Raw genomic sequence first — 21,668 nt, forward strand, 5'->3', positions numbered from 1 at the left:
GGCGCCCATCATGACGGTTCCGGGCGCTCGGCACCCGCCGAACCGCCGGAGGGTGTGACGTGCGCGGCGATCTCCGCCGCCCGTTCCGTCGTCTCCGCCGCCCGCTCCACGAGCTCCGCGGCGCGGCGGGCCTCGTGCACGTCGGCGCGCGGACGGCCGCTGGCGAGGTCGACGACCCGGCCGTGCGGGCTGGTCGCGGCCAGCGACGCGGCGAACAGCAGCAGCTGGTGCAGCAGGTACATGTACAGCAGCAGCCCGATCGTGCCGGCGACCAGCTGGTAGGCCGGGTTGTGCTCGGTGCGGGTGATGTACCACTTCCCCAGCGTCTTGAGCAGGCCCAGCCCGACGGCGAACAGCAGCGCCGAGGGCCACAGCCGGCGCAGCGACATGCGCAGCCGGGGCACCCCGACCAGCAGGGCCGCGCCGAGGAACACGTCGACCACGCCGGACAGCAGCGTCGAGAAGGCGCGCAGGGCGACCCGCACCGGGTCCTGCCCGGCGTCGCCGGCCAGCCAGTACAGCAGCTCCTGCACCCCGGCGAAGATGCCGATCGAGATCAGCAGCAGCAGGCCCAGCGTGACGAGGACGGCGAGGTCGACGAGCCAGCGCACGATCGCGTTGCCCGGGTGCTGCTGCAGCTGCCACAGGGCCCGCTGCGACGAGCGCAGGTTCTCCACCCAGCCGACGCCGGCGATGATCAGGCCGGCCAGCGCGAGCAGGCCGATCTGCTGGCTGCCGGCGAAGATCTCGTCGGAGTGCAGCTGGGGCAGGTTGGTCTGCAGATAGACCTGCACCCGCTCGACGACGAGCTTGTTGCCGCCCAGCACCCGGCCGAGGATGAAGAACAGCACGACCACCATCGCGAACACGGCGAAGAAGCCGTAGTAGGCCGTCGCGGCGGCCAGGCGGACGGCGTCGACGTCGAAGTACCGCTGCTGCGCCCGCCAGACATGGTCGAACACCCGCGATCGGCGCCGGGCCGCGGCCACCGCGCGGTCGAAACCGGCCTCCAGCCGGTCGAGGGTGCTCACCCCTCAATCGTCCGTCGCGAGGCGGTACTCCGCATAGGGACGCCACCGGCCGCCGTCGTCGTGCTCGAAGAGCGTGAACCCGCCGACCGCGAACGACGCCTCGTACCCGGCCAGGTCGGCGAACACGGCGTCGAGCTGCGCGGGCGGTACGTCGTGGGCCACCGTCACGTGCGGGTGATACGGAAACCGCGCCGCGATGCGGGCGGGGTCACGGATCGCGCTCGTCGCGAGCACGGCCTCGTGCAGCTGCTCGCACTCGCTGATGCCGGCCGCGACCGCGACGAACACCACCTGGGTGACCGGCCGGAACGTGCCGGTGCCGCGCAGCCGCACGGTGAACGCCCGGTGCGACCGGGCGACCTCGCACAGGTGCCGGTCGATCCCGGGCAGGTCCGCGGCGTCGACCTCGGTCGGACCGAGCAGGGTGACGTGAGCCGGCACGTACTCCGCGACCCGGTCACCCGCGGCCAGCCGGGCGGCGGTGAGCTCGCCGCCCCACGGCTCCGGGATGTCGATCGCGACGCCGATGGTGGTCTTGTCCACCTCAGTGCGCGGCAGCGCCGGGGGCGAGGAAGCCGATGCGGTCGTACACCGACCTCAGCGTCGGCGCGGCCACCGCGCGCGCCTTCTCGGCGCCGACCGCGAGCAGCTTGTCCAGCTGGGACAGGTCGTCGAGGTAGGCGTTGGTGCGCTGCTGGATCGGCTTGACGAACTCGACCACGACCTCGGCGAGGTCCTTCTTCAGGTCGCCGTAGCCCTTCCCGTCGTACGCCTCGACCAGCTCGTCGATCGTCCGGCCGGTCAGCGCCGCGTAGATCGTGAGCAGGTTGGACACGCCGGGCTTGTTCGCCTGGTCGAAGGTGATCTCGCGGCCGGTGTCGGTGACCGCTGACTTGATCTTCTTGGCGATCCTCGCCGGCTCCTCCAGCAGCTCGACCAGGCCGTTGGCGGTCGACGCCGACTTCGACATCTTCGCCGTCGGCTCCTGCAAGTCGGTGATCTTGGCGGTGTCCTTGACGATGTACGGCGCCGGGACGGTGAGCGTCGGGCCGAACGTGGTGTTGAACCGCTGCGCCAGGTCGCGGGTCAGCTCCAGGTGCTGGCGCTGGTCCTCGCCGACCGGCACGACGTCCGCGTGGTACAGCAGGATGTCCGCGGCCTGCAGGATCGGGTAGGTGAACAGCCCGACGCTGGAACGGTCGGCACCCTGCTTGGCGGACTTGTCCTTGAACTGCGTCATCCGGCTGGCCTCGCCGAAGCCGGTGATGCAGTTCATCACCCAGGCGAGCTGGGCGTGCTCGGGCACGTGGCTCTGCACGAACAGCGTGCACCGCTCCGGATCGAGGCCCACGGCGAGCAGTTGTGCCACGCTCACCCGGGTGCGCTTGCGCAGCAGCGCCGGGTCGTGACCCGCGGTGATCGCGTGCAGGTCGACGACGCAGTAGAACGCGTCATGGGTCTCCTGCAACGCCACCCAGTTGCGCACGGCGCCGAGATAGTTGCCCAAGTGGAACGATTCGGCGGTGGGCTGGATCCCGGAGAGGACCCGCGGCCGGGCGGGAGACGACATGCCCGCCATTCTGTCAGGCGCAACCGGAAGCTCCACACAGGCGTCTGTCTGGTGAGCGTGACGGGTGGCGGACGAGGGAGGTGGCGCGTGGGCGACGAGCTGGAGGCGCGCGAGGCCGTACGCGATGCGTACCAGGCGCACTACCGCCGTCTCGTGGCCGCGCTCTACGCGCTGACCGGCGATCACGCCGAGGCGCAGGACCTTGTCCAGGAGGCGTACGCGCGGGCCCTCGCCCGGCCCCGGCAGTTCCTCGACGTCGCCGACCCGGAGGCGTGGCTGCGCACCGTCGCCATGAACCTTGCACGCACGCGCTGGCGGCGGCGGCGCCTGTTCGACACACTGGTGCGCAGCGGCCGGGTCGCCCGGCCGGTGGAGAGCGTGCCGGGCGTCGACCCCAACCGGGTCGCCCTGGTCGCCGCCCTGCAGCAGCTGTCGCAGGCCACGCGGGAGACAATCGTGCTGCACCACCTGGCGGACATGTCCGTGCACGAGGTCGCCGAGACGCTCGGCGTGCCGGTCGGCACGGTCAAGGCGCGCCTGTCACGCGGCCGCGCGATGCTCGCCACCCTGCTCAGCGACGTCGAGGCGGGCCAAAACTCCGCGGACTCCGCCCGCCGGCGGCCGCCGGCCATCCAGCCGCAAGAGGTGCGAGATGCGCCCTGAGCTGGACTTCCGCACGCTCCGCTCGCAGATCGAGGCGGCCACCTGGGTCCCCGACTTCAGCACGCTCTACCGGCGCGCCGGCCGGGTCCGCATGCGCGACCGCATGGCCGTGCTCGGCGCGCTGCTCGGCACGCTCGGCGTCCTCGCGCCGGTCGCGCTCGCCGGCATCTTCGGCCGGCCGGCCCCCGCCGTGCTGGGCCCCAATCCCGACCTCAGCGGGGCGTACGACCCGGGGCCGTCGGTCACGCCGAGCGCCACCGGCCGCTTCCCGTCCACGATCACGGTCCTCGCCGCCGCGGGCGACCTGCCGGACCCGGTCGCCGCCGTCGACGTCTGCGTCGAGGTGCCGCAGGCCCGCCGCTGCAGCCTGCAGGTCACCACGCTCGGCGGCGCCACCGGGCGGCGCACCCCATACGTGCTCGACGCGCTGCGGGCGAGCCCGCTGGACAAGATCAGCAACGTCCAGCTGACCCGCATCGCGACCGGCACCTACATGCTCAGCGGCGAGGTCAGCGGCGGGTCGCGCTCCTGCGTGCAGTTCCGGCTCACCGACGACACCCAGACCCAGATGTCCGCGCAGACCGGCTCGCCGGTGATCGGGCCCAGCGAGCACCTTCCGCTGGGCGGCAGCGATCGGGCGGTGCAACTGGTGCAGTACGGCGACCTGTTCGGCGTGCGCGGGACCGACGGCGCGCTGAGCCTCGTCGGCCAGCCGCCGATGGCCCGCCGCACCGTCCTCAACGGGCTGCCGGCCGGGATCGGGTGGTGGGTCGCCGGCGTCGACCTGCACACCGGGGCGCCGGCCGTGAGCGTCAGCGTCGACCAGGGCCAGCACTGGACCGCGAGCACCCTGGACGCCCCGCCCGGCATCGACGTGCCGACCGTGGTAACCCTGGACGGGCACAACGCGTGGGCCTTCGTGCGGTACACCCGCGCCATCCGCTTCTTCCGCACCTCGGACGGCGGCGCGAACTGGCGCGAGGTCCGCACCCCGATCGAGCTCCCGGCGTCGCTGAAGACGCTGGAAAACCACCCCTTCGGCGCGCTGGTCCGCCCCGACCGGTCCGTGCTGCTGTGGCTCCAGGCGGACACCGAGACGATCTTCCTGGAGAGCAACGACGGCGAGCACTTCGGCGCCGTCGCCGGCCCGGGCGGCGCCATCGCCCCCGTCGACAACGGCTACGCGTCCCTGGGCGACCCCGCGCAGGTCTCCACCGACGCCCACGCCTGGCAGGAGGCCGCACTGTCCGCCACCGTACTGCCGAACTGACGGGAAAACTGACCGGAAATCGCGGGAACCGGGCGCCGCTCCCGGGGATCGTTGATGGCGTGGGCGACGTCGAGGAGGTGTACCACGCCTGCTACCGCAGGCTGGTCGTGCAGCTCTTCGCGTTCACCACGGACCTGAGCGAGGCGCAGGACGTCGTGCAGGAGGCGTTCGCGCGGGCCGTCGCGCGCCCACGCGGATTCGCCGGCATCGACAACCCCGAGGCCTGGCTGCGCACCGTCGCGCTCAACGTCGTCCGCCGCCGGTGGCGCCGCCGCCGGGTCCTCGACCTGATCCTCCTGCGCGAGCACCCGCTGCGGGACCGGCCCGACCCCGGCCTCGACACGAGCACCGACCTGACCACCGACCTGAACAAGGCGCTCGACGCCATACCACGCAGCTACCGGGAGGTCATCGTGCTGCACTACTACGCCGACCTCAGCGTGGACGAGATCTCCGCCGCGCTGAACGTCCCCACCGGCACCGTGAAGTCGCGGCTGTCGCGGGGCCGGGCGGCGCTGGCCGCGCTCCTCGACGGGTACGAGGTGGCCCGTGCCTGACCAGCTGGAGACGCGGCTGCGCGCCGAGCGCGACCGCCTCGACATCGACCAGCCGCCGCTCTCGGTCATCGCCGCCCGGGCCGCCGAGCTGCGCCGCCGCCGCCTCGCCGCCCGGGCCGGCGTGGCTGCCCTGGCCGCGCTCGCGGTCGGGGGCGGCGCGCTCGCCTCGCTGCGCGGCGGCGATCCCCCGCCCCCGACGGTCGCCGCGTCCGACCCGTCCGGCACATGGTCCACCGAGGGGATCACCGTCGTCGGCCTGCCCCACCCGCCGCGCGACCTGCCCGGCTTGGTCCGCGAGGCCGAGTTCCTCGACGCCGAGCGCGGGTTCCTGCTCACCGCGGACTGCTGTACCGCATGGCTCAGCGTCACCACCGACGGCGGCGCGACCTGGCACACCACACCCTCGCCGGTCGCCGGGCTGCCCACGCTCGTCGCCGGCGGGGACGCGGTCACACTGCTCGGCACCGCCCCCGACTACCCGCGGGCGAGCACCGCCGACGGCGAGCACTGGACCTCGTCCGCCCTGCCGCCAGCCCCGCCGGCCGGGCTCACCGGGCTCACCGGCGCCTCTCGGCTGGTGCCCCTCGGCGCCGGTGCCTGCGGCGACGCCACCGGTGCCCTCGCCGGTTCGGAGCTGGCCACGCTCCGGCAGCAGCCGCCCATCACGGCATGCTGGTGGTCCCCGGTCCGCGCGGGCGACGGCTCCTGGTGGATCGGCGGCCGCGACGCGAACGGCCACCCGGCCGTGGCGGTGTCGCGCGACGACGGCTCGCACTGGTCGGTCAGCGCCTTCACGGGCTTCCCGGGGACCGCGTACGCCCGGGCCGCGACGCTCGGCCGCAGCGTGTACGTCACGGTGGTCTCCCCGCCGACCGAGTCGGCGGCCGGTCCGGACCATCTGCTCGGCGTGGCGGAGTCCACGGACGGCGGCGCGACCTTCGGCCCGGTGCACCCGACCGCGGGCCAGGCCACGATCGGCGGCGACCTGGTCCCGCTGCTGGACGGCCGCCTGCTGATCGTGGACGGCTACGGCCACTGGCTCGTATCGGAGGACGTCGGCGTGTCGTGGCACCGGCTGGAGGGCCTGCACGCGACGATGCGGCTGGCGCGGACGGAGGGCGGCTACGTCGCGTACGGCATGGCCACCATCTACACGGCGTTCTCCGTCGACGGCTCAACCTGGCAGAAGCTGGACGCCCAGTAAACCGTCCGAATGCCCGCGCCGAGGTGGGTGGGTCAGCGGCGCATGAAGGACCAGGCGTCGGCGACCATCGTGGACAGGTCGGGGAACTGCGGCGTCCACGACAGGTCGCGCTTCGCCTTGTCCGACGACGCGACCAACTGGGCCGGGTCGCCGGGGCGGCGCGGGGCCATCTCGACCGGGATCGGATGGCCGGTGACCTGGCGTACCACCTCGACGACCTGACGGTTGGAGAAGCCGGTGCCGTTGCCCAGATTGAAGATCCGGTGGCTTGCCCGGGAGTCCTGGTCGTCCATCGTCTGCAGCGCCAGCAGGTGCGCCGCGCCCAGGTCGGCGACGTGGATGTAGTCGCGGATGTTCGTGCCGTCGGGGGTGTCGTAGTCGTCGCCGAAGATCTGCAGCTTCTCGCGGCGGCCCGCGGCCACCTGCAGGGCGATCGGAATCAGGTGCGTCTCCGGGTCGTGGCGCTCGCCGATTATCGAGCCGTCGGGGCGGCGCAGGGCACCGGCGACGTTGAAGTACCGCAGGCTCACCGCGGAGAAGCCGTGCGCCACGGCGAAGCCGGTGAGCGCGTGGTCGGCGGCGAGCTTCGAGGTCGCGTACGGGTTGGGCGGGCGCACCGCGGCCGTCTCCGGGATCGGCACCACGTCGGGGTCGCCGTACACGTTGGCGGTGGACGAGAACACCAGGCGGCGTACCCCGGCCGCGTGCATCGCGTCGAGCAGCCGCAGCGTGCCGATCGCGTTGTTCTCCCAGTACTTCTCCGGCCTCTGCACGCTCTCGCCGGCCGCGATGAAGGCCGCGAAGTGCAGCACCCCGTCGAACCCGGCCGACGGCGTCAGCAGGTCGCCGATCGCGTCGTGCACCCGGCCGCGCACGAAGCGCGCGCCCTCGGGTACGGCCTCGGCGTGCCCGGTGGAGAGATCGTCGAGCACCACCACCTCGTGCCCGGCGTCCAGCAGCAGCGCGGTGACGACGCTGCCGATGTACCCGGCACCCCCGGTGACGAGCAGCCTCACAACAACCTCCCAAAAGTCGACGCGTTCAAACAAATTTACACTTCGCACGTGAACGACCGGGAGCCGGACGCCTACACTTTGTGCTATGCCGGAGCCCGGCCATCAGACTGGCCCCGGAACCATACGACAGGCTGTAGCCGCCCTGCTGCATCGCTGGGCGGAGCGTCTTCACGCTACCCCGCGCACGCCCCGCATATCCGAGGCGCAGCTGCGAACCCTCATCACGGTGAACTCCGGCACCGGGCACGTCCGCGAGGTGATGGTGCCGCGCACCGAGGTGGTCTTCCTCGACGCGTCACTCACGGTCGCCGACGCCGTTCATGCGGTACGCCGGGCGACACACTCCCGCTTCCCGGTCATCGACGGCGACCCGGACGACGTCCTCGGCTTCGTCCACGTGCGCGACCTGACCCTGCTGCCCGTGGTCGACCCGGCGGTCACGCTGCGCCACCTCACCCGCGAGATCAAGCGGCTGCCGGCCAGCAAGCGCGTGCTCGCCGCCCTGTCCGAGATGCGCCGCGAGGGCCACCACCTGGCGGTCGTCGTCGACGAGTACGGCGGCACGGCCGGCATCGTGACCCTCGAGGACCTGATCGAGGAACTCGTCGGGGAGATCCACGACGAGTACGACGCGCCGCCCGCCCCGCCGCGGGTGGACGAGGGCAGGCACGAGATCGATGGCCGGCTCAACCTGGCCGACCTCGCCGAGCGCACCGGCCTGACGCTGCCGACCGGCCCCTACGAGACGGTGGCGGGCTTCCTCATGGCGCGGCTGGGCAAGCTGCCCGAGGTCGGCGACAACGTGCGCCACGACGGCTGGCACCTGCAGGTGAGCACCGTGGAGGGCCGTCGGGTGGCGCGCATCTCGGTGGCGCGGCCGGTTCCCCCGCCGCGCCAGCCGTCGTGACCCGAGCCTCAGCCGGCCTCGATGATCATGCCCGCGCCGACCGTGCGGTTGGTGGACTCGTCGATGATGATGAACCCGCCGGTGGTGCGGTTGCGCCGGTACTCGTCCGCCAGCAGCGGCACCGTCGTGCGCAGCTTCACGCGCCCGATCTCGTTCAGCGTCAGTTGCGTCGCCGACTCGTCGCGGTGCAGCGTGTTCACGTCCAGCCGGTACTGCAGCCCGCGAACCACCGTGCGCGCCGAGCGCGTGGTGTGCTTGATCGCATACTTGCCGCCGACCGTCAGCGGGCGCGTCTCGTCCATCCAGCAGATCATCGCCTCGATGTCCTGGGCGACCGCCGGCGCGTTGTTCGGCCGGCAGATCATGTCGCCCCGGGCGATGTCGATCTCGTCGGCGAGGCGGATCGTCACGGACATCGGCGGGTACGCCTCGCGCAGCTCGCCGTCGGCCGTCTCGATGTGCGTGATCTTCGTGGTGAAGCCGGACGGCAACACCATGATCTCGTCGCCGGGCTTCATGACGCCGCTGGCGATCTGGCCCGCGTAGCCGCGGTAGTCCGACACGGTGGTGGACTGCGGCCGGATCACGTATTGCACCGGGAACCGCACGTCGACCAGGTTGCGGTCGGAGGCGATGTGCACGTGCTCAAGGTGGTGCAGCAGCGACGGGCCCTCGTACCACGGCATGTTGTCGCTGCGGGTGACCAGGTTGTCACCGTGCAGCGCGGAGATCGGGATCACCGTCAGGTCGGGCGCCTCGAGCTTGGCCGCGAACGAGGTGAACTCGTCGGCGATGCGCTCGAAGACCTCCTGCGAGTAGTCCACGAGGTCCATCTTGTTCACGCAGAGCACCAGGTGCGGCACGCGCAGCAGCGAGCACAGGAACGCGTGCCGGCGGGACTGCTCGACGAGGCCCTTGCGCGCGTCGACCAGGATCAGCGCCAGGTCGGCCGTCGAGGCGCCGGTGACCATGTTGCGGGTGTACTGGATGTGCCCCGGCGTGTCGGCGATGATGAACTTGCGCCGCGGGGTGGCGAAGTAGCGGTACGCCACGTCGATCGTGATGCCCTGCTCACGCTCCGCGCGCAGGCCGTCGGTCAGCAGCGCGAGGTTGGTGTACTCGTCGCCGCGGGAACGGGACGTGGCCTCCACGGCCTCGAGCTGATCCTCGAAGATCGCCTTCGAGTCGTACAGCAGCCGCCCGATCAGGGTCGACTTGCCGTCGTCGACGGAGCCCGCCGTGGCGAAGCGGAGCAGGTCCATCTGGCGTTCGATCACGGCGGTCACCTTAGAAGTACCCCTCACGCTTGCGGTCTTCCATCGCCGCCTCGCTCACCTTGTCGTCGCCGCGGGTCGCGCCGCGCTCGGTGATGCGGGTGGCGGCGACCTCGTCGATGACCTTGTCGATCGTGTCGGCGTCGCTGCGCACCGCGGCGGTGCAGCTCGCGTCGCCCACCGTCCGGTAGCGCACCCGCTCGACGAACGGCGTCTCCCCCGCCTTGAGCGGCAGGAACTCGTTGATCGCGTAGAGCATCCCGGCCCGGTCCACGACCTCGCGGTCGTGCGCGTAGTAGATGCTGGGCAGGTCGATGCCCTCCCGGGCGATGTAGTGCCAGACGTCCAGCTCGGTCCAGTTGGACAGCGGGAACACCCGGATCGACTCACCGGGGGCGATCCGGGCGTTGTACAGCGCCCAGAGCTCCGGGCGCTGGTTGCGCGGGTCCCACTGGCCGAAGTCGTCGCGGAAGCTGAAGACCCGCTCCTTGGCGCGGGCCTTCTCCTCGTCGCGGCGCGCGCCGCCGAAAAGGGCGTCGAATCGGTACTTCTCGACCGCGCCGAGCAGCACCGGCGTCTGGATCCGGTTGCGCATCCCGTCGGGCGACTCGCGCACCGCCCCCGTGTCGATCGCCTCCTGGACGCTCGCCACGATCAGCTGCACGTTGAGCTCGGACACCCGGCGGTCGCGGTAGGCCAGCACCTCCGGGAAGTTGTGCCCGGTGTCCACGTGCATGACCGGGAACGGGATCCGGGCCGGCGCGAAGGCCTTCTCGGCCAGCCGCAGCATCACGATCGAGTCCTTGCCGCCGGAGAACAGCAGCACGGGCCGCTCGAACTCGGCGACCACCTCGCGCATGACGAACAGGCTCTCGGCCTCGAGAGCATCCAGATGGGAGACGCGATAAGGGGGGCGACTCATGCCGTCGCCTCCGCTTCGCTCTGGGCTGAGTGAAACCTGCAAATCCGATGAGCGGCCACTCCGCTCCGCTTCGTACCGCTCATTGGTTGGCGGGACCTTTCAGCTGTTGATCGCGGCCAGCAGTTGAGGCGCCAATGCCTTCCGACACACCACCAGGTCGGGCAGGCGTGGGTCGGGCTGGTTGTATTCCAACGTAGTCCCGTCGATACGGGAAGCATGCAAACCCGTGGCGAGAGCCACAGCGACGGGCGCGGCGGAGTCCCACTCGTACTGGCCGCCGGCGTGCACGTACGCGTCGACCGCCCCGTCGATCACGGCGGCGATCTTGGCGCCGGCCGAGCCCATGGGTACGAGCTCGATCGGAAGCTTCTCCCCCAGCGCGCTCAGCAGCGCCGGCGGGCGGGTGCGGCTCGCGGCCAGCCGGATCGGCTCGCCCTGCACGCCCGGCATCGGCGGGAACGGCGGCGGCGCGTCGGTGCCGAGCACGCAGTGCTGCGCGGGCAGCGCCACCGCGCCGGCGACCAGGCGTCCCGCGTAGAGGGCCACGTGGACGGCCCAGTCGGCGCGCCCCTCCTCGCCGAACTCGCGGGTGCCGTCGAGCGGGTCGACGATCCAGACCCGCTCGGCGTGCAGCCGGGCGGAGCTGTCGGCGCCCTCCTCGGAGAGCACCGCGTCGGCCGGGCGCCAGCGCTCGAGCTGCTCCATGAGCAGCTGGTGCGACAGCTGGTCGCCGGCCTTGCGCAGGGCGTCCGGGTCGGAGTACCCCATCTCCTCGCGCAGCTTGAGCAGCAGGTCGCCGGCCCGCTGGGCCAGCCAGCGAGCGAACCCGCCGTCGGTGGCGGGTGGTAGGTCGGTCATTCAGTACGCTCCAGCCCCTCGGGTCACCGCGCTCAACGTCCGCAGCATGATCACCAGGTCGAGGGAAAGCGACCAGTTCTCCACGTACTGCAGGTCGAGGCGGACCGCTTCGTCCCACGATAGGTCCGACCGGCCGGAAACCTGCCAAAGACCGGTCATCCCGGGTCGCACGGCCAGCCGGCGCCGGGCGTCGTCCGGATACACGGCGACCTCCTCCGGCAGCGGTGGGCGCGGCCCGACCAGCGACATGCTGCCGCCGATCACGTTGAGCAGCTGCGGCAGCTTGTCGAGCGAAAACTTGCGCAGAAGCCGCCCGACGCGGGTCACCCGCGGGTCGTTGCGCAGTTTGAACAGCGCGCCGTCGACTTCGTTGAGGTGCCGCAGCTCGGCGAGGCGGGCTTCGGCGTCGATGTGCATGGTGCGGAACTTGAAGATCACGAACTCGTGACCGTCCTTCCCCACTCTTACCTGACGGAACAGTACCGGGCCGGTGGACTCCATGCGAACCGCTAGCGCCAGAAGGGCCAACAATGGGCTGGCGAGCACCAGGAGTGCCGTCGCGGTCGCCGGTCAGGGTCGGGTGTTCGACGTGCAGCATCGGCAGGCCGTCCACCGGCCGGATGGGCGGCGGATGCCCGCAATCGATCCGGCTCCTCCTCGGCGGGCTTCCGCTCCTCCTGCTCGACGGGCGGCCCGGGCCGATCGCGGCGGACGTTCGCAGCGCGCTCCTCGCGGCGGCCAGGGCGGTCCTCGCGGCGGAGGTGAGCCGGGCGGTGAAAGCCATCCCGCGTACGTCCGCTGTCGATCGCCACGCCCGCCTCCTCAGGGGACCGCTTCTGCAAACGGTGCAACCTGGAGTACAACGTGCAACTCGGACATTCGTCACGGCGGCCCGCGGGGCCGGACGGACAGGATGGTCAGTCCGCGTGGTATCGATTCTGGGCCGGCTCCAGGCCCTGCTCGATCATCATCTCGACCGCGTCCGCGGCCCGGTCGACGAAGTAGTCCAGCTCCTTGCGCTCGACCGCCGAGAAGTCGGACAGGACGAAGTCGGCGGCGTTCTGCCGGCCCGGCGGACGGCCGATGCCGAAGCGCACCCGCAGGTAGTCCTTGCCGCCCAGCGAGCTCGACATCGAGCGCAGGCCGTTGTGGCCGCCCTCCCCGCCGCCCTGCTTCAGGCGCAGCTGCGTCCACGGGATGTCAAGCTCGTCGTGCACCGCGATGATCTGCTCCCGCGGCACCTTGTAGAACTGCGCCAGGCCGGCGACTGGGCCGCCCGAAAGGTTCATGAAGGTCAGCGGCTTGACCAGGACCAGCCGGGGCCCGCCGACGCGCAGGCGCCCCTCGGCCACATCGGCGACGACCCGGCGGTGCCGGCCGAAGCGCAGCCCGGCCCGCTCGGCGAGCAGGTCGGCGACCATGAAGCCGACGTTGTGGCGGTGGCGCGCGTACTCGGGGCCGGGGTTGCCCAGCCCGACGACGAGCCAGGGCGCGGCGTCCGTCACCGGATCCTCCTCATAGGCGAAGGTCGCGGGCCGCCGCTAGGGCGATCCGCGACCTTCTCACGAAGTACAGGCTGGATACGGGCTGATCAGGCCTCGGCCGCCGCAGGGGCCGGCGCCTCGGCCGCGGCCTCCTCGCCCTCGGCCGCGACCGGCTGGATCTGCGCCGTGGTGACGACCGCGATGACCAGCTCGGAGTCGGCGGCGAGCTCGACGCCCGCGGGCAGCTTGACGTCGGCCGCGGTCACGTGGCTGCCCGCCTCGAGGCCCTCGATCGAGGCCTCGAGGTGGTCCGGCAGCCTGGTGGCGTCGGCCAGCACGGCGAGCGTGGTGCTCTCGTGCATGACGAGCGTGTCGCGGGCCGCCTCGCCGGTCAGCTGGACCGGGATGTCGACGGTGACCTTCTCGCCGCGGCGGACCACCAGCAGGTCCACGTGGTCGAAGGTGTCCTTGATCGGGTCGCGCTGGATGGCCTTCGGCAGGGCCAGCGCGGCGCTGCCGTCGGAGATCTCGATGTTGAAGACCTGGGTCATGCCGCCGTGGCGGATCGCCGCGGCGAACTCACGGGCGGGGAGGGCGATGTGACGGGGCTTCTCGCCGTGGCCGTACAGCACGGCGGGCACCTTGCCGGCCCGGCGCGTGCGACGGGCTCCACCTTTGCCGAACTCGGTGCGGGGCTCGGCGCTGATCTTTACCTCGGACACGACAAAACTCCTGATGCGGGTTGTGCGGCGGGCACCGGCCGGCGCGACCGGTAACAGTTGTCTTGGTGCGGCGCTCGGGCGAGGGGGCGCACGGACACAGGCCCGAAGCACCGCGTCGATCACGGAGCCCGCTCGGCCGTCATGTCGGTTCCTGTGTGGCCGTCGGGGTGCGAACACCCGGCAGTCACACAGGAACCGCATGCCCGGCCCGTGGGAGCACCCTCGCCGTGGCAACCGCACTAGCTTACCCGAGGCACCGGGCGCCTTCAGCACCCTCCCCGCCCGGTTGTGCAGATCACGCGCCGGAGTCGGCCGAACGGCGGGGCGACCGGTACGGTCCGGCGCGTGCGGGTCACGCGCCGGAGCCGGCCCGTCGGCGGACGATCAGGACAGGCCGCCGAAGAGGGTCGTGACCGAGCCGTCGTCGAAGACCTCGCGGATGGCGCGGGCCAGCAGCGGGGCGATGGACAGCTGGGTGATCTTGTCCACCTTGCGGTCGGGCGGCAGCGGCAGCGTGTTGGTCACCACGACCTCGCTGATCCGGCTGCCGTCCAGCCGCTCGCAGGCCGGGTCGGAGAGCACCGCGTGGGTCGCGGCGACCACGACCTCGGCGGCGCCCTCGCTGAAGAGGATGTCGGCCGCGCTGACGATCGTGCCGCCGGTGTCGATCATGTCGTCGACGATCAGGCAGACCCGGCCCTCGACCTCGCCGACGACCCGGTTCGCGACCACCTGGTTGGGCTTGCTGGGGTCGCGGGTCTTGTGGATGAAGGCGAGCGGGCAGCCGCCGAGCCGGTCGGTCCACCGCTCGGCGACCCGCACCCGGCCGGAGTCGGGCGCGACGACCGTGATCGGGCGGCCCGCATACTTGGCGTCGATGTGGCCGGCCAGCGTGTTCATCGCGAACAGGTGGTCGACCGGCCCGTCGAAGAAGCCCTGGATCTGGGCCGTGTGCAGGTCGACGGTGAGGATGCGGTTGGCGCCCGCGGTCTTGAGCAGGTCGGCGACCAGCCGGGCCGAGATCGGCTCGCGGCCGCGGTGCTTCTTGTCCTGCCGGGCGTACGGATAGAACGGCAGGACCACGGTGATGCGCTTCGCCGAGCCGCGCTTGAGCGCGTCCACCATGATCAGCGTCTCCATCAGCCAGTCGTTGATCGGCGAGACCATCGACTGGACGACGAACGCGTCGGAACCGCGGACGGACTCGCGGTACCGGATGAAAATCTCACCGCTGGCGAAGTCGTAGGCGTCCATCGGGGTCGGATCGACCCCGAGCCCGGCGCCGATCTCCTCCGCCAGCGCGGGGAATCCCCGGCCGGAGAAGAGCATGAGGTTCTTGCGGTTCTCCGAACTGATGCTGGCCATTGGGGTCGCCCGCTCCCGATCTCGTCGTTGCGCTCATTCTTCGTCGTGGGGCGGGGCTTCGCCCACTTGACCGGCGCCGACGTGGTTTTCTTCACGGCCGGCGGCCTCCAGGGCGGCGTGTGCCGCCTCGGCCGCGGCGGTGCCGGCCCGCTTGCGCTCCACCCAGCCCTCGATGTTGCGCTGCTGGGCCCGGGAGACGCCGAGCGCGCCGGGCGGCACGTCCTTGATGATGATGCTGCCGGCCGCCGTGTAGGCGCCGTCACCCACGTGGACGGGGGCGACGAACATGTTGTCGGCCCCGGTGCGGGCGTGCGCGCCGATCACCGAGCGCTGCTTGCGCACGCCGTCGTAGTTGACGAAGACGGTGGCCGCGCCGATGTTGGTGTGCTCGCCGATGGTGGCATCCCCGACATATGACAGGTGCGGCACCTTCGCGCCCTCGCCCAGCTCGGCGGCCTTGGTCTCCACGAACGTGCCGACCTTCGACTTGCGACCGAGCCGGGAGCCGGGGCGCAGATAGGCGAACGGCCCGACGGAGGCCTGCGGTCCGATCTCGGAGGACACCGCGTGGGTGCGCACGACCGCCGCGCCCGGCCCGACGACCACGTCGATGAGCGAGGTGTCCGGGCCGACCACGGCGCCCTCGCCGACGCTGGTCGCCCCGCGCAGGTGGGTGTTGGGCTCGACGACCGCGTCGGGCTCGAGCCTGACGGTCACGTCGATCCAGGTGGTGGCCGGGTCGATGATGGCCACCCCGGAGCGCATCCACTCGTCGTTGATCCGGTCGCGCATGATCGCCCGCAGGCCGGCCAGCTCGGCGCGGTCGTTGGCGCCGAGGGTCTCGGTGGCGTCGGGGGCGCGGTGCGCGACGATCGGCGCGCCGGCCCCGGCCAGCATGCCGATGACGTCGGTGAGGTACTCCTCGCCCTGGTCGTTGTCCGTGGAGAGCTTGCCGAGCATCTCCCGCAGCGCGGACGCCTCGAAGACGTACGCCCCGGAGTTGATCTCGCGGATCGCCCGCTGGGCCGGCGTCGCGTCGCGCTCCTCCACGATCGCGGCGAACTCGCCGCCCCGGCTGCGCACGATGCGCCCGAGGCCGGTCGGGTCGTCGACCTCGGCGGTGAGCACGGTGGCCGACGCCTTGGTGTTCTCGTGGGTGTGCACCAGCGCGGCGAGCGTGTCCGCGCGCAGCAGCGGGATGTCGCCGTTGAGCACGACCACGGTGCCGGTCAGGTCGGGGTTGGCCTCCAGGGCGATGCGCACCGCGTGCCCGGTCCCCCGCCGCTCGGCCTGGGTGACAGGTGTCGCCTCGGGTGCGACTTGGGCCAGGTGCTCGCGGACCTGATCGCCCCCGTGTCCCACCACCACGGTCACGGTCCCGCTGTCCAGGAACGGCTCGGCAGCGGCCAGCACGTGCCCGAGCAGCGTGCGTCCGAGTATGGGGTGCAGGACCTTGGGGACCGACGACTTCATCCGCTTGCCTTCGCCGGCGGCCAGGATGATCACGTTTCTCACGGAGCGCTCCTCGACGGTGTCGGTGCGCCTCATCGTAGTCAAGTGGCTGGGGTGCCTGGATTCGAACCAGGACTGCGAGGCTCCAAAGGCCTGCGGGCTGCCGTTACCCCACACCCCATTACGCCGCATCCGAAGCCTAACTTGCCCGTCGATCCCATTTGCCCGCAGGGCGACCCGTGCGCGGGTTCGGGCGACGATCCGATGAAGATCACACGAAGCGAGGGGTAATCGACTTGACACGAGCCTCGTATAGTCAACCTACGCCCCCGTAAGTTACGGTGACGTAGGCGTAGCCCCCGCCCGGCGACGATTCCCTTGAGAGGTGCCATGTCCGTATCGGTCCTTGATCCAGCGCCCACCGAGGGCCCCGACCGCGGGCCGAAGCCGCTCACCGAGGGCAAACAGGACCCTGGCATCATCGTGGCGCTGTGGGGCTTCGTGGTCCTGCCGTTCGTCGCCCTGGTCGCCGCCGTCCCCGTCGCCTGGGGCTGGGGGTTGAGCTGGCTCGACGTCGTCCTCGGCCTGGTCTTCTACGTCATGGGCGGCCTGGGCATCGGGACCGGTTTCCACCGCCTCCTCACCCACGGCTCCTTCAAGGCCAACCGCGGCCTGCGCATCGCGCTCTCGATCGCCGGCAGCACCGCGATCGAGGGCAGCCCGACGCAGTGGGTCGCCGACCACCGCCGCCACCACGCCTTCTCCGACCGCGAGGGCGACCCGCACTCGCCGTGGCGCTTCGGGGAGTCCTTCGGCGGTCTGGTCAAGGGCCTGTTCTACGCCCACGTCGGCTGGCTGTTCTCCCGCGAGCTGGCCAACCGCGAGCGCTTCGCCCCCGACCTGATGGCCGACAAGGACATCCGCGTCATCGACAAGCTGTTCCCGGTGATCGTCACCCTGTCGGCGACCCTGCCCGCGATCATCGCCGGCCTGGTCACCTGGTCGTGGCAGGGCGCGCTGTCCGCGTTCTTCTGGGCCGGCCTGGTCCGCATCGGCCTGCTGCACCACGTCACCTGGTCGATCAACTCGATCTGCCACGTCTACGGCGAGCGGCCGTTCGAGACCCGCGAGGGCGACCGGGCCACCAACTTCTGGCCGCTGGCGATCCTGTCCTTTGGCGAGAGCTGGCACAACCTGCACCACGCCGACCCCACCTGCGCCCGCCACGGGGTGGACAAGGGCCAGATCGACATCAACGCGCGGCTGATCTGGATCTTCGAGAAGCTGGGCTGGGCGACCGACATCCGGTGGCCCAAGCGAGACCGGCTCGACGCCAAGCGGGTGGCGGCTGGCACGATGAACGGGTGACCGAGCGCCCGGAGGACCTCGAGCAACCGCGGCCACCCGTACCGCCGCCGCCGCCGATCTCGACCAAGTCGCGGGTGCGGATGTCCTCGGCACAGCGCCGCGAGCAGCTGATCTCGATCGGCCGCGCCCTGTTCGCCGAGCGGGGCTTCGACGCCACCTCCATCGAGGAGGTGGCGTCGCGGGCGAAGGTCTCCAAGCCGGTGGTGTACGAGCACTTCGGTGGCAAGGAAGGCCTCTACGCGGTGGTCGTCGACCGGGAGGTCCGCTCGCTGCTCGACCGGATCACCAACGCGCTCACCGCCGGCCACCCGCACGAGCTGCTCGAACAGGCGGCGCTGGCCCTGCTGGACTACATCGAGGCGGAGACCGACGGCTTCCGGGTCCTGGTGCGGGAGTCGCCGGTCATGTCCACGACCGGCAACTTCGTGAGCGTCCTCAACGACGTGGCCCATCAGGCCGAGCACATCCTCGGCGCGGAGTTCAAGCGCCGCGGGTTCGACCCGAAGCTCGCCGAGCTGTACTCCCAGGCCCTCGTCGGCATGGTCGCGCTGACCGGCCGCTGGTGGCTGGAGGTGCGCAAGCCCAAGAAGGAGGTCGTGGCCGCGCACCTGGTCAACCTGGCGTGGAACGGCCTGTCCAACATGGAGGGCAAGCCCACCCTGGTCACCCGCCACGGGAAGTGAGGTACGGGCGAACAACGCGAAGCCCGGTCCCGCGCCGGGACCGGGCTTCTTACGGTGCGGGGACGGTGCTGCTTACGCGGCGCGCGGGCCGTGCCGGAAGTCCTCCTCGGCCTTCGCGGCCGACGAGGTGCCGACCCGGTCGTAGAGACTCGCGACGCCAACGACGCCGGCCAGGACGAACGTGACGATCACGTTGACCATCGAGAAGGCGAAGACGTTGGCCTCGGTCTGCATCACCGCCAGCGACGCCATGCCGACGATCGTCAGGATGACGGCGGCCAGCTGGTTGATCTGGTGCGCCACGTTGCGGCCGATGAGGTTCGCGCCGAGCACGACCACGCCGGCGACCAGCGACAGCAGCGCGAACGCCGGGTTGGTGCGCAGGCCGAGCACCCATTCGGTCTCGTGACGGGTGAAGAGCGAGGCGCCGGAGGTCTGCACGAAGCCGACCACGCCGAAGACCAGCATGTAGAGGCCCGTCACCCCGGCGAGCAGCCGGTACAGCGGCCGGAGGTGGTGGTTGATCGGAAAGTGAGCGGCCATGGGTCAATCCTAAGATGACCTCACCCGGCGATCTCGGCCAGGGCGAGCCACTGCTCCTCGATATCGGCTTTCTCCTGCTGTACCGCGCGCAGCTGAGCGTCCAGCTCCGTGATTTTCGCGTAGTCGGTGGCGTGCTCGGCCAACTGCGCGTGCAGCGTCTCCTCCTTCTGGGTCAGGCGGTCGATGCTGCGCTCCAGCTTGGCCAGCTCCTTCTTCGCCGCACGCTGGTCCTTGTCGGAGGCGCGCAGGTCCGGCGCCCGGTCGGCGGGCGCGGCCCCCGCCCCAGCCTTGGGCGCGGGCGCGGCGAAGCCCTCGGAGTCCGACACGTGCGCCAGGAATTCGTCCACGCCGCCCGGCAGGTGGACCAGCCGGCCGTCGCCGTACATGCCGTAGACGGTGTCGGCGACCCGTTCGACGAGGTACCGGTCGTGGCTTGCCACCACGAGCGTGCCCGGCCACGTGTCGAGCAGGTCCTCGAGCGCGGCGAGCGTGTCGATGTCCAGGTCGTTGGTCGGCTCGTCGAGCAGCAGCACGTTGGGCTCGGTGGCCAGCAGCCGCAACAGCTGCAGCCGGCGCCGCTCACCGCCGGAGAGGTCGGCGACCGGGGTCCAGACGCGCGGGCCGGTGAAGCCGAAGACCTCGGCCAGCTGCGCCGCCGACAGCTCGCGGTCGCCGAGCCGGACCCGCTTGGCGACCTCCTCGACCGCCTCCAGCAGCCGCCGCCCGTTGGGCAGCTCGTGCAGCTCCTGGGACAGAAACGCCGGGCGGACCGTGGTGCCGCGCAGCACCCGGCCGCCGTCGGGCTCGCGGAGGTCGGCGAGCACGCGCAGCAGCGTGGTCTTGCCGGCCCCGTTCGCGCCGAGCACGGCGATGCGATCACCCGGGCCGACGATCCAGTTGGTGTTCTCGAGCAGGGTCCGCCCGCCGGCCTCCAGCCGAACCCCTTCCAGCTCGTACACCTGCTTGCCCAGCCGGGTCACGGCGAGGCGCTGCAGCGACACGGTGTCACGGGCGGGCGGGACGTCGGCGATGAGCGCGTTGGCCGCGTCGATGCGGAACTTCGGCTTGCTGGTGCGGGCCGGCGGGCCGCGGCGCAGCCAGGCGATCTCCTTGCGGAGCAGGTTCTGCCGGCGCGCCTCGGTCTCGGCGGCGACCCGGACCCGCTCGGCCCGCGCGAGGGTCCAGGCCGCGTAGCCGCCCTCGTAGGAGCGCACGGTCGCGTCGGCGACCTCCCAGGTCGTGGTGCACACCGCGTCGAGGAACCACCGGTCATGGGTGACCACCATGAGCGCGCCCCGGCGCCGCAGCAGGTGCCGCGCCAGCCAGTCGATGCCGGCCACGTCGAGGTGGTTGGTGGGCTCGTCGAGGATGAGCAGGTCGGCCGGGCGCACCAGCAGCGCGGCCAGCGCGACGCGGCGCCGCTCGCCGCCGGACATCGGGCCGACGGGGGCGTCGAGGCCCAGGTGCGGCATGCCGAGCCCGTTGAGCACCGTGCGCACGCCCGCGTCGCCGGCCCACTCGTGCTCCGCGGCGAACCCGGCGGGCAGCCACGCCGAGCCGACGATGACGTCCCGGACCGTCGCCGCTGGCGGCAGGTCGAGGCGCTGCGGGAGGGCCGCTACGCGCAGGCCCCGCCGGTGGGTGACCCGGCCGGAGTCCGGCTCCTCGGCCTTGGTCAGCATGCGCAGCAGGGTGGTCTTGCCGGCGCCGTTGAGCCCGACGACGCCGATCCGGTCGCTGTCGTCGATGCCGAGCGACACCTCGTCGAAGATGCGGCCCGCGGGGTAGGTCTTGGAAACCTTGTCCAGGTTGACGATGTTGGCCATCTACAGCACCCTCGCGCCGGGAACGGGGCCGACGGCAGTGTGCACGGCGCGGCAGCACTCACGCGCCTCGAGCTCGGCGGCAAGCAGCGCGGCATGGCGGGCGTCCTCGGCCAGGAACACGCAGGTCGGCCCGGAGCCGGAGATCATGCCGGCCAGCGCGCCGGCGTCGAGCCCGGCGTCGAGCACCTGCTGCAGCTCGGGGCGCAGGTGCAGGGCCGCGGCCTGCAGGTCGTTGGCGAGCTCGCCGGCCAGGACCTCGGGGTCACGCTGGCGCAGCGCGGCCATCAGCCCGTCGGGCGGGCCGGCGCTGGTGCGCCCGCCGAGCTCGTCGAAGGCGCGGTACACCACCGGGGTGGACAGCCCCTCGTGGGCGACCGCGAGCACCCAGTGCCACGCGTGCCCGCCGGTCAGGATCGGGCTCACCAGCTCGCCCCGGCCGGTGCCCAGCGCGGTGCCGCCGAGCACCAGGAACGGGATGTCCGAGCCGAGCGTCGCGGCGATGGTGGCCAGGTCGTCACGGGAGAGCCCGGTGCCCCACAGCTGATCGCAGGCCACGAGCGCGGCGGCCGCGTCGGCGCTGCCGCCCGCGAGCCCGGCGGCGACCGGGATCTGCTTCTTCAGGTGCAGCCGGGCGTGCGGGTCGTGACCGGTCTCGGTGGCCAGGGCCCGGACCGCGCGCATGACGAGGTTGTCCTCGCCCAGGGACAGCTCGCCGGTGCCCTCGCCCTCCATGGTGAGCGTCAGCGTGTCGCCGCGGCGCGCGGTGATCTCGTCGTAGAGGCCGATCGCGTGGTACACCGTGGTCAGCTCGTGATAGCCGTCCGGGCGCGACGGGCCGACGTGCAGATGGAGGTTGATCTTCGCGGGCACGCGGACCCGGACCGGTCCATGCGCGGCCAGGCGCGGCCGGTCGAACTCCTCGTCCTCGGAGAAGAGCGGCTCGGTCACTGCTG

21 protein-coding genes, 1 tRNA gene and 1 pseudogene are annotated in these 21,668 nt (G+C 71.7%); 7 read left to right on the forward strand and 16 right to left on the reverse strand.

Annotated features, from left to right (window positions below; genetic code table 11):
* Positions 1–8: 8 nt before the first annotated feature.
* The 3 genes from ACGFI8_RS05110 to trpS are packed head-to-tail and all read right to left on the reverse strand — an operon-like array spanning position 9 to position 2,610.
* Positions 9–1,031 carry a YihY/virulence factor BrkB family protein gene (locus ACGFI8_RS05110; RefSeq protein WP_392800198.1) on the reverse strand — a complete coding sequence of 341 codons (1,023 nt, stop codon included), beginning with the start codon at positions 1,029–1,031 and terminating at the stop codon, positions 9–11.
* 3 nt (positions 1,032–1,034) lie between these two features.
* Positions 1,035–1,574 carry a 2'-5' RNA ligase family protein gene (locus tag ACGFI8_RS05115; protein ID WP_392800200.1) on the reverse strand — a complete coding sequence of 180 codons (540 nt, stop codon included), beginning with the start codon at positions 1,572–1,574 and terminating at the stop codon, positions 1,035–1,037.
* A gap of 1 nt (position 1,575) precedes the next feature.
* A complete protein-coding gene (trpS, locus tag ACGFI8_RS05120) occupies positions 1,576–2,610 on the reverse strand; it encodes a tryptophan--tRNA ligase (RefSeq protein ID WP_392800203.1) in 1,035 nt (344 codons plus the stop codon).
* A 78-nt stretch (positions 2,611–2,688) separates the two neighbouring features.
* Between trpS and ACGFI8_RS05125 the strand changes: the two genes are divergently transcribed.
* From ACGFI8_RS05125 to ACGFI8_RS05140, 4 genes are read left to right on the forward strand one after another with little or no spacing between them, the layout of a single operon-like run.
* Entirely contained in the window at positions 2,689–3,264 is a 576-nt protein-coding gene (locus tag ACGFI8_RS05125; protein ID WP_392800205.1) for an RNA polymerase sigma factor, read from the forward strand.
* Entirely contained in the window at positions 3,254–4,534 is a 1,281-nt protein-coding gene (locus ACGFI8_RS05130; RefSeq protein ID WP_392800208.1) for a sialidase family protein, read from the forward strand. The genes ACGFI8_RS05125 and ACGFI8_RS05130 overlap by 11 nt, the downstream gene beginning before the upstream one ends.
* A 59-nt stretch (positions 4,535–4,593) precedes the next feature.
* Positions 4,594–5,091 carry an RNA polymerase sigma factor gene (locus ACGFI8_RS05135; RefSeq protein WP_392800211.1) on the forward strand — a complete coding sequence of 166 codons (498 nt, stop codon included), beginning with the start codon at positions 4,594–4,596 and terminating at the stop codon, positions 5,089–5,091.
* The gene (locus ACGFI8_RS05140; protein WP_392800214.1) at positions 5,084–6,295 is read left to right on the forward strand and encodes a hypothetical protein; all 1,212 of its coding nucleotides are present in this window, start codon (positions 5,084–5,086) and stop codon (positions 6,293–6,295) included. The genes ACGFI8_RS05135 and ACGFI8_RS05140 overlap by 8 nt, the downstream gene beginning before the upstream one ends.
* 32 nt (positions 6,296–6,327) lie before the next feature.
* Here the strand turns inward: ACGFI8_RS05140 and galE are convergent, their stop codons facing one another.
* On the reverse strand, positions 6,328–7,311 hold the full coding sequence (gene galE / locus ACGFI8_RS05145; RefSeq protein WP_392800217.1) for a UDP-glucose 4-epimerase GalE: 984 nt from the start codon (positions 7,309–7,311) through the stop codon (positions 6,328–6,330).
* Positions 7,312–7,396: 85 nt separating this feature from the next.
* On the opposite strand from galE, the gene ACGFI8_RS05150 reads away from it, so the two are divergent.
* Positions 7,397–8,218, forward strand: coding sequence for a hemolysin family protein (locus ACGFI8_RS05150; RefSeq protein ID WP_392800219.1), 822 nt, complete (start codon positions 7,397–7,399; stop codon positions 8,216–8,218).
* Between the two features lie 8 nt (positions 8,219–8,226).
* On the opposite strand, the gene cysN is transcribed toward ACGFI8_RS05150, so the two are convergent.
* From cysN to ACGFI8_RS05195, 9 genes and pseudogenes are all read right to left on the reverse strand, one after another.
* Entirely contained in the window at positions 8,227–9,480 is a 1,254-nt protein-coding gene (gene cysN, locus ACGFI8_RS05155) for a sulfate adenylyltransferase subunit CysN (protein ID WP_392801194.1), read from the reverse strand.
* Between the two features lie 25 nt (positions 9,481–9,505).
* Positions 9,506–10,414, reverse strand: coding sequence for a sulfate adenylyltransferase subunit CysD (cysD, locus tag ACGFI8_RS05160; protein WP_392800222.1), 909 nt, complete (start codon positions 10,412–10,414; stop codon positions 9,506–9,508).
* Positions 10,415–10,513: 99 nt separating this feature from the next.
* On the reverse strand, positions 10,514–11,272 hold the full coding sequence (locus tag ACGFI8_RS05165) for a 3'(2'),5'-bisphosphate nucleotidase CysQ (protein WP_392800225.1): 759 nt from the start codon (positions 11,270–11,272) through the stop codon (positions 10,514–10,516).
* A pseudogene (locus tag ACGFI8_RS05170) lies at positions 11,273–11,894 on the reverse strand (sugar transferase); the annotation flags it as partial.
* Between the two features lie 295 nt (positions 11,895–12,189).
* Entirely contained in the window at positions 12,190–12,777 is a 588-nt protein-coding gene (gene pth, locus ACGFI8_RS05175; RefSeq protein WP_392800227.1) for an aminoacyl-tRNA hydrolase, read from the reverse strand.
* Positions 12,778–12,863: 86 nt separating this feature from the next.
* The gene (locus tag ACGFI8_RS05180; RefSeq protein ID WP_392800229.1) at positions 12,864–13,478 is read right to left on the reverse strand and encodes a 50S ribosomal protein L25/general stress protein Ctc; all 615 of its coding nucleotides are present in this window, start codon (positions 13,476–13,478) and stop codon (positions 12,864–12,866) included.
* A gap of 384 nt (positions 13,479–13,862) precedes the next feature.
* The gene (locus ACGFI8_RS05185) at positions 13,863–14,843 is read right to left on the reverse strand and encodes a ribose-phosphate diphosphokinase (RefSeq protein WP_392800232.1); all 981 of its coding nucleotides are present in this window, start codon (positions 14,841–14,843) and stop codon (positions 13,863–13,865) included.
* A gap of 33 nt (positions 14,844–14,876) precedes the next feature.
* Entirely contained in the window at positions 14,877–16,391 is a 1,515-nt protein-coding gene (glmU, locus tag ACGFI8_RS05190) for a bifunctional UDP-N-acetylglucosamine diphosphorylase/glucosamine-1-phosphate N-acetyltransferase GlmU (RefSeq protein ID WP_392800235.1), read from the reverse strand.
* Between the two features lie 10 nt (positions 16,392–16,401).
* A tRNA-Gln gene (locus ACGFI8_RS05195) sits at positions 16,402–16,476 on the reverse strand.
* A gap of 209 nt (positions 16,477–16,685) precedes the next feature.
* Here ACGFI8_RS05195 and ACGFI8_RS05200 point away from each other — a divergent pair.
* Positions 16,686–17,663, forward strand: coding sequence for an acyl-CoA desaturase (locus tag ACGFI8_RS05200; protein WP_392800237.1), 978 nt, complete (start codon positions 16,686–16,688; stop codon positions 17,661–17,663).
* 80 nt (positions 17,664–17,743) lie between these two features.
* Complete coding sequence (locus ACGFI8_RS05205; protein ID WP_392801197.1) at positions 17,744–18,346, forward strand: TetR family transcriptional regulator; 603 nt, start codon at positions 17,744–17,746, stop codon at positions 18,344–18,346.
* Positions 18,347–18,418: 72 nt separating this feature from the next.
* On the opposite strand, the gene ACGFI8_RS05210 is transcribed toward ACGFI8_RS05205, so the two are convergent.
* From ACGFI8_RS05210 to ACGFI8_RS05220, 3 genes are read right to left on the reverse strand one after another with little or no spacing between them, the layout of a single operon-like run.
* Entirely contained in the window at positions 18,419–18,889 is a 471-nt protein-coding gene (locus tag ACGFI8_RS05210; RefSeq protein ID WP_392800239.1) for a DUF4383 domain-containing protein, read from the reverse strand.
* Positions 18,890–18,909: 20 nt separating this feature from the next.
* Positions 18,910–20,715 (reverse strand): ABC-F family ATP-binding cassette domain-containing protein, encoded by a 1,806-nt coding sequence (locus ACGFI8_RS05215; protein WP_392800242.1) that lies wholly within the window; start codon positions 20,713–20,715, stop codon positions 18,910–18,912.
* Complete coding sequence (locus tag ACGFI8_RS05220; protein ID WP_392800244.1) at positions 20,716–21,663, reverse strand: 4-(cytidine 5'-diphospho)-2-C-methyl-D-erythritol kinase; 948 nt, start codon at positions 21,661–21,663, stop codon at positions 20,716–20,718.
* Positions 21,664–21,668 lie beyond the last annotated feature (5 nt).

It is taken from the genome of Dactylosporangium sp. NPDC048998 (assembly GCF_043197855.1).
Lineage (GTDB): Bacteria > Actinomycetota > Actinomycetes > Mycobacteriales > Micromonosporaceae > Dactylosporangium.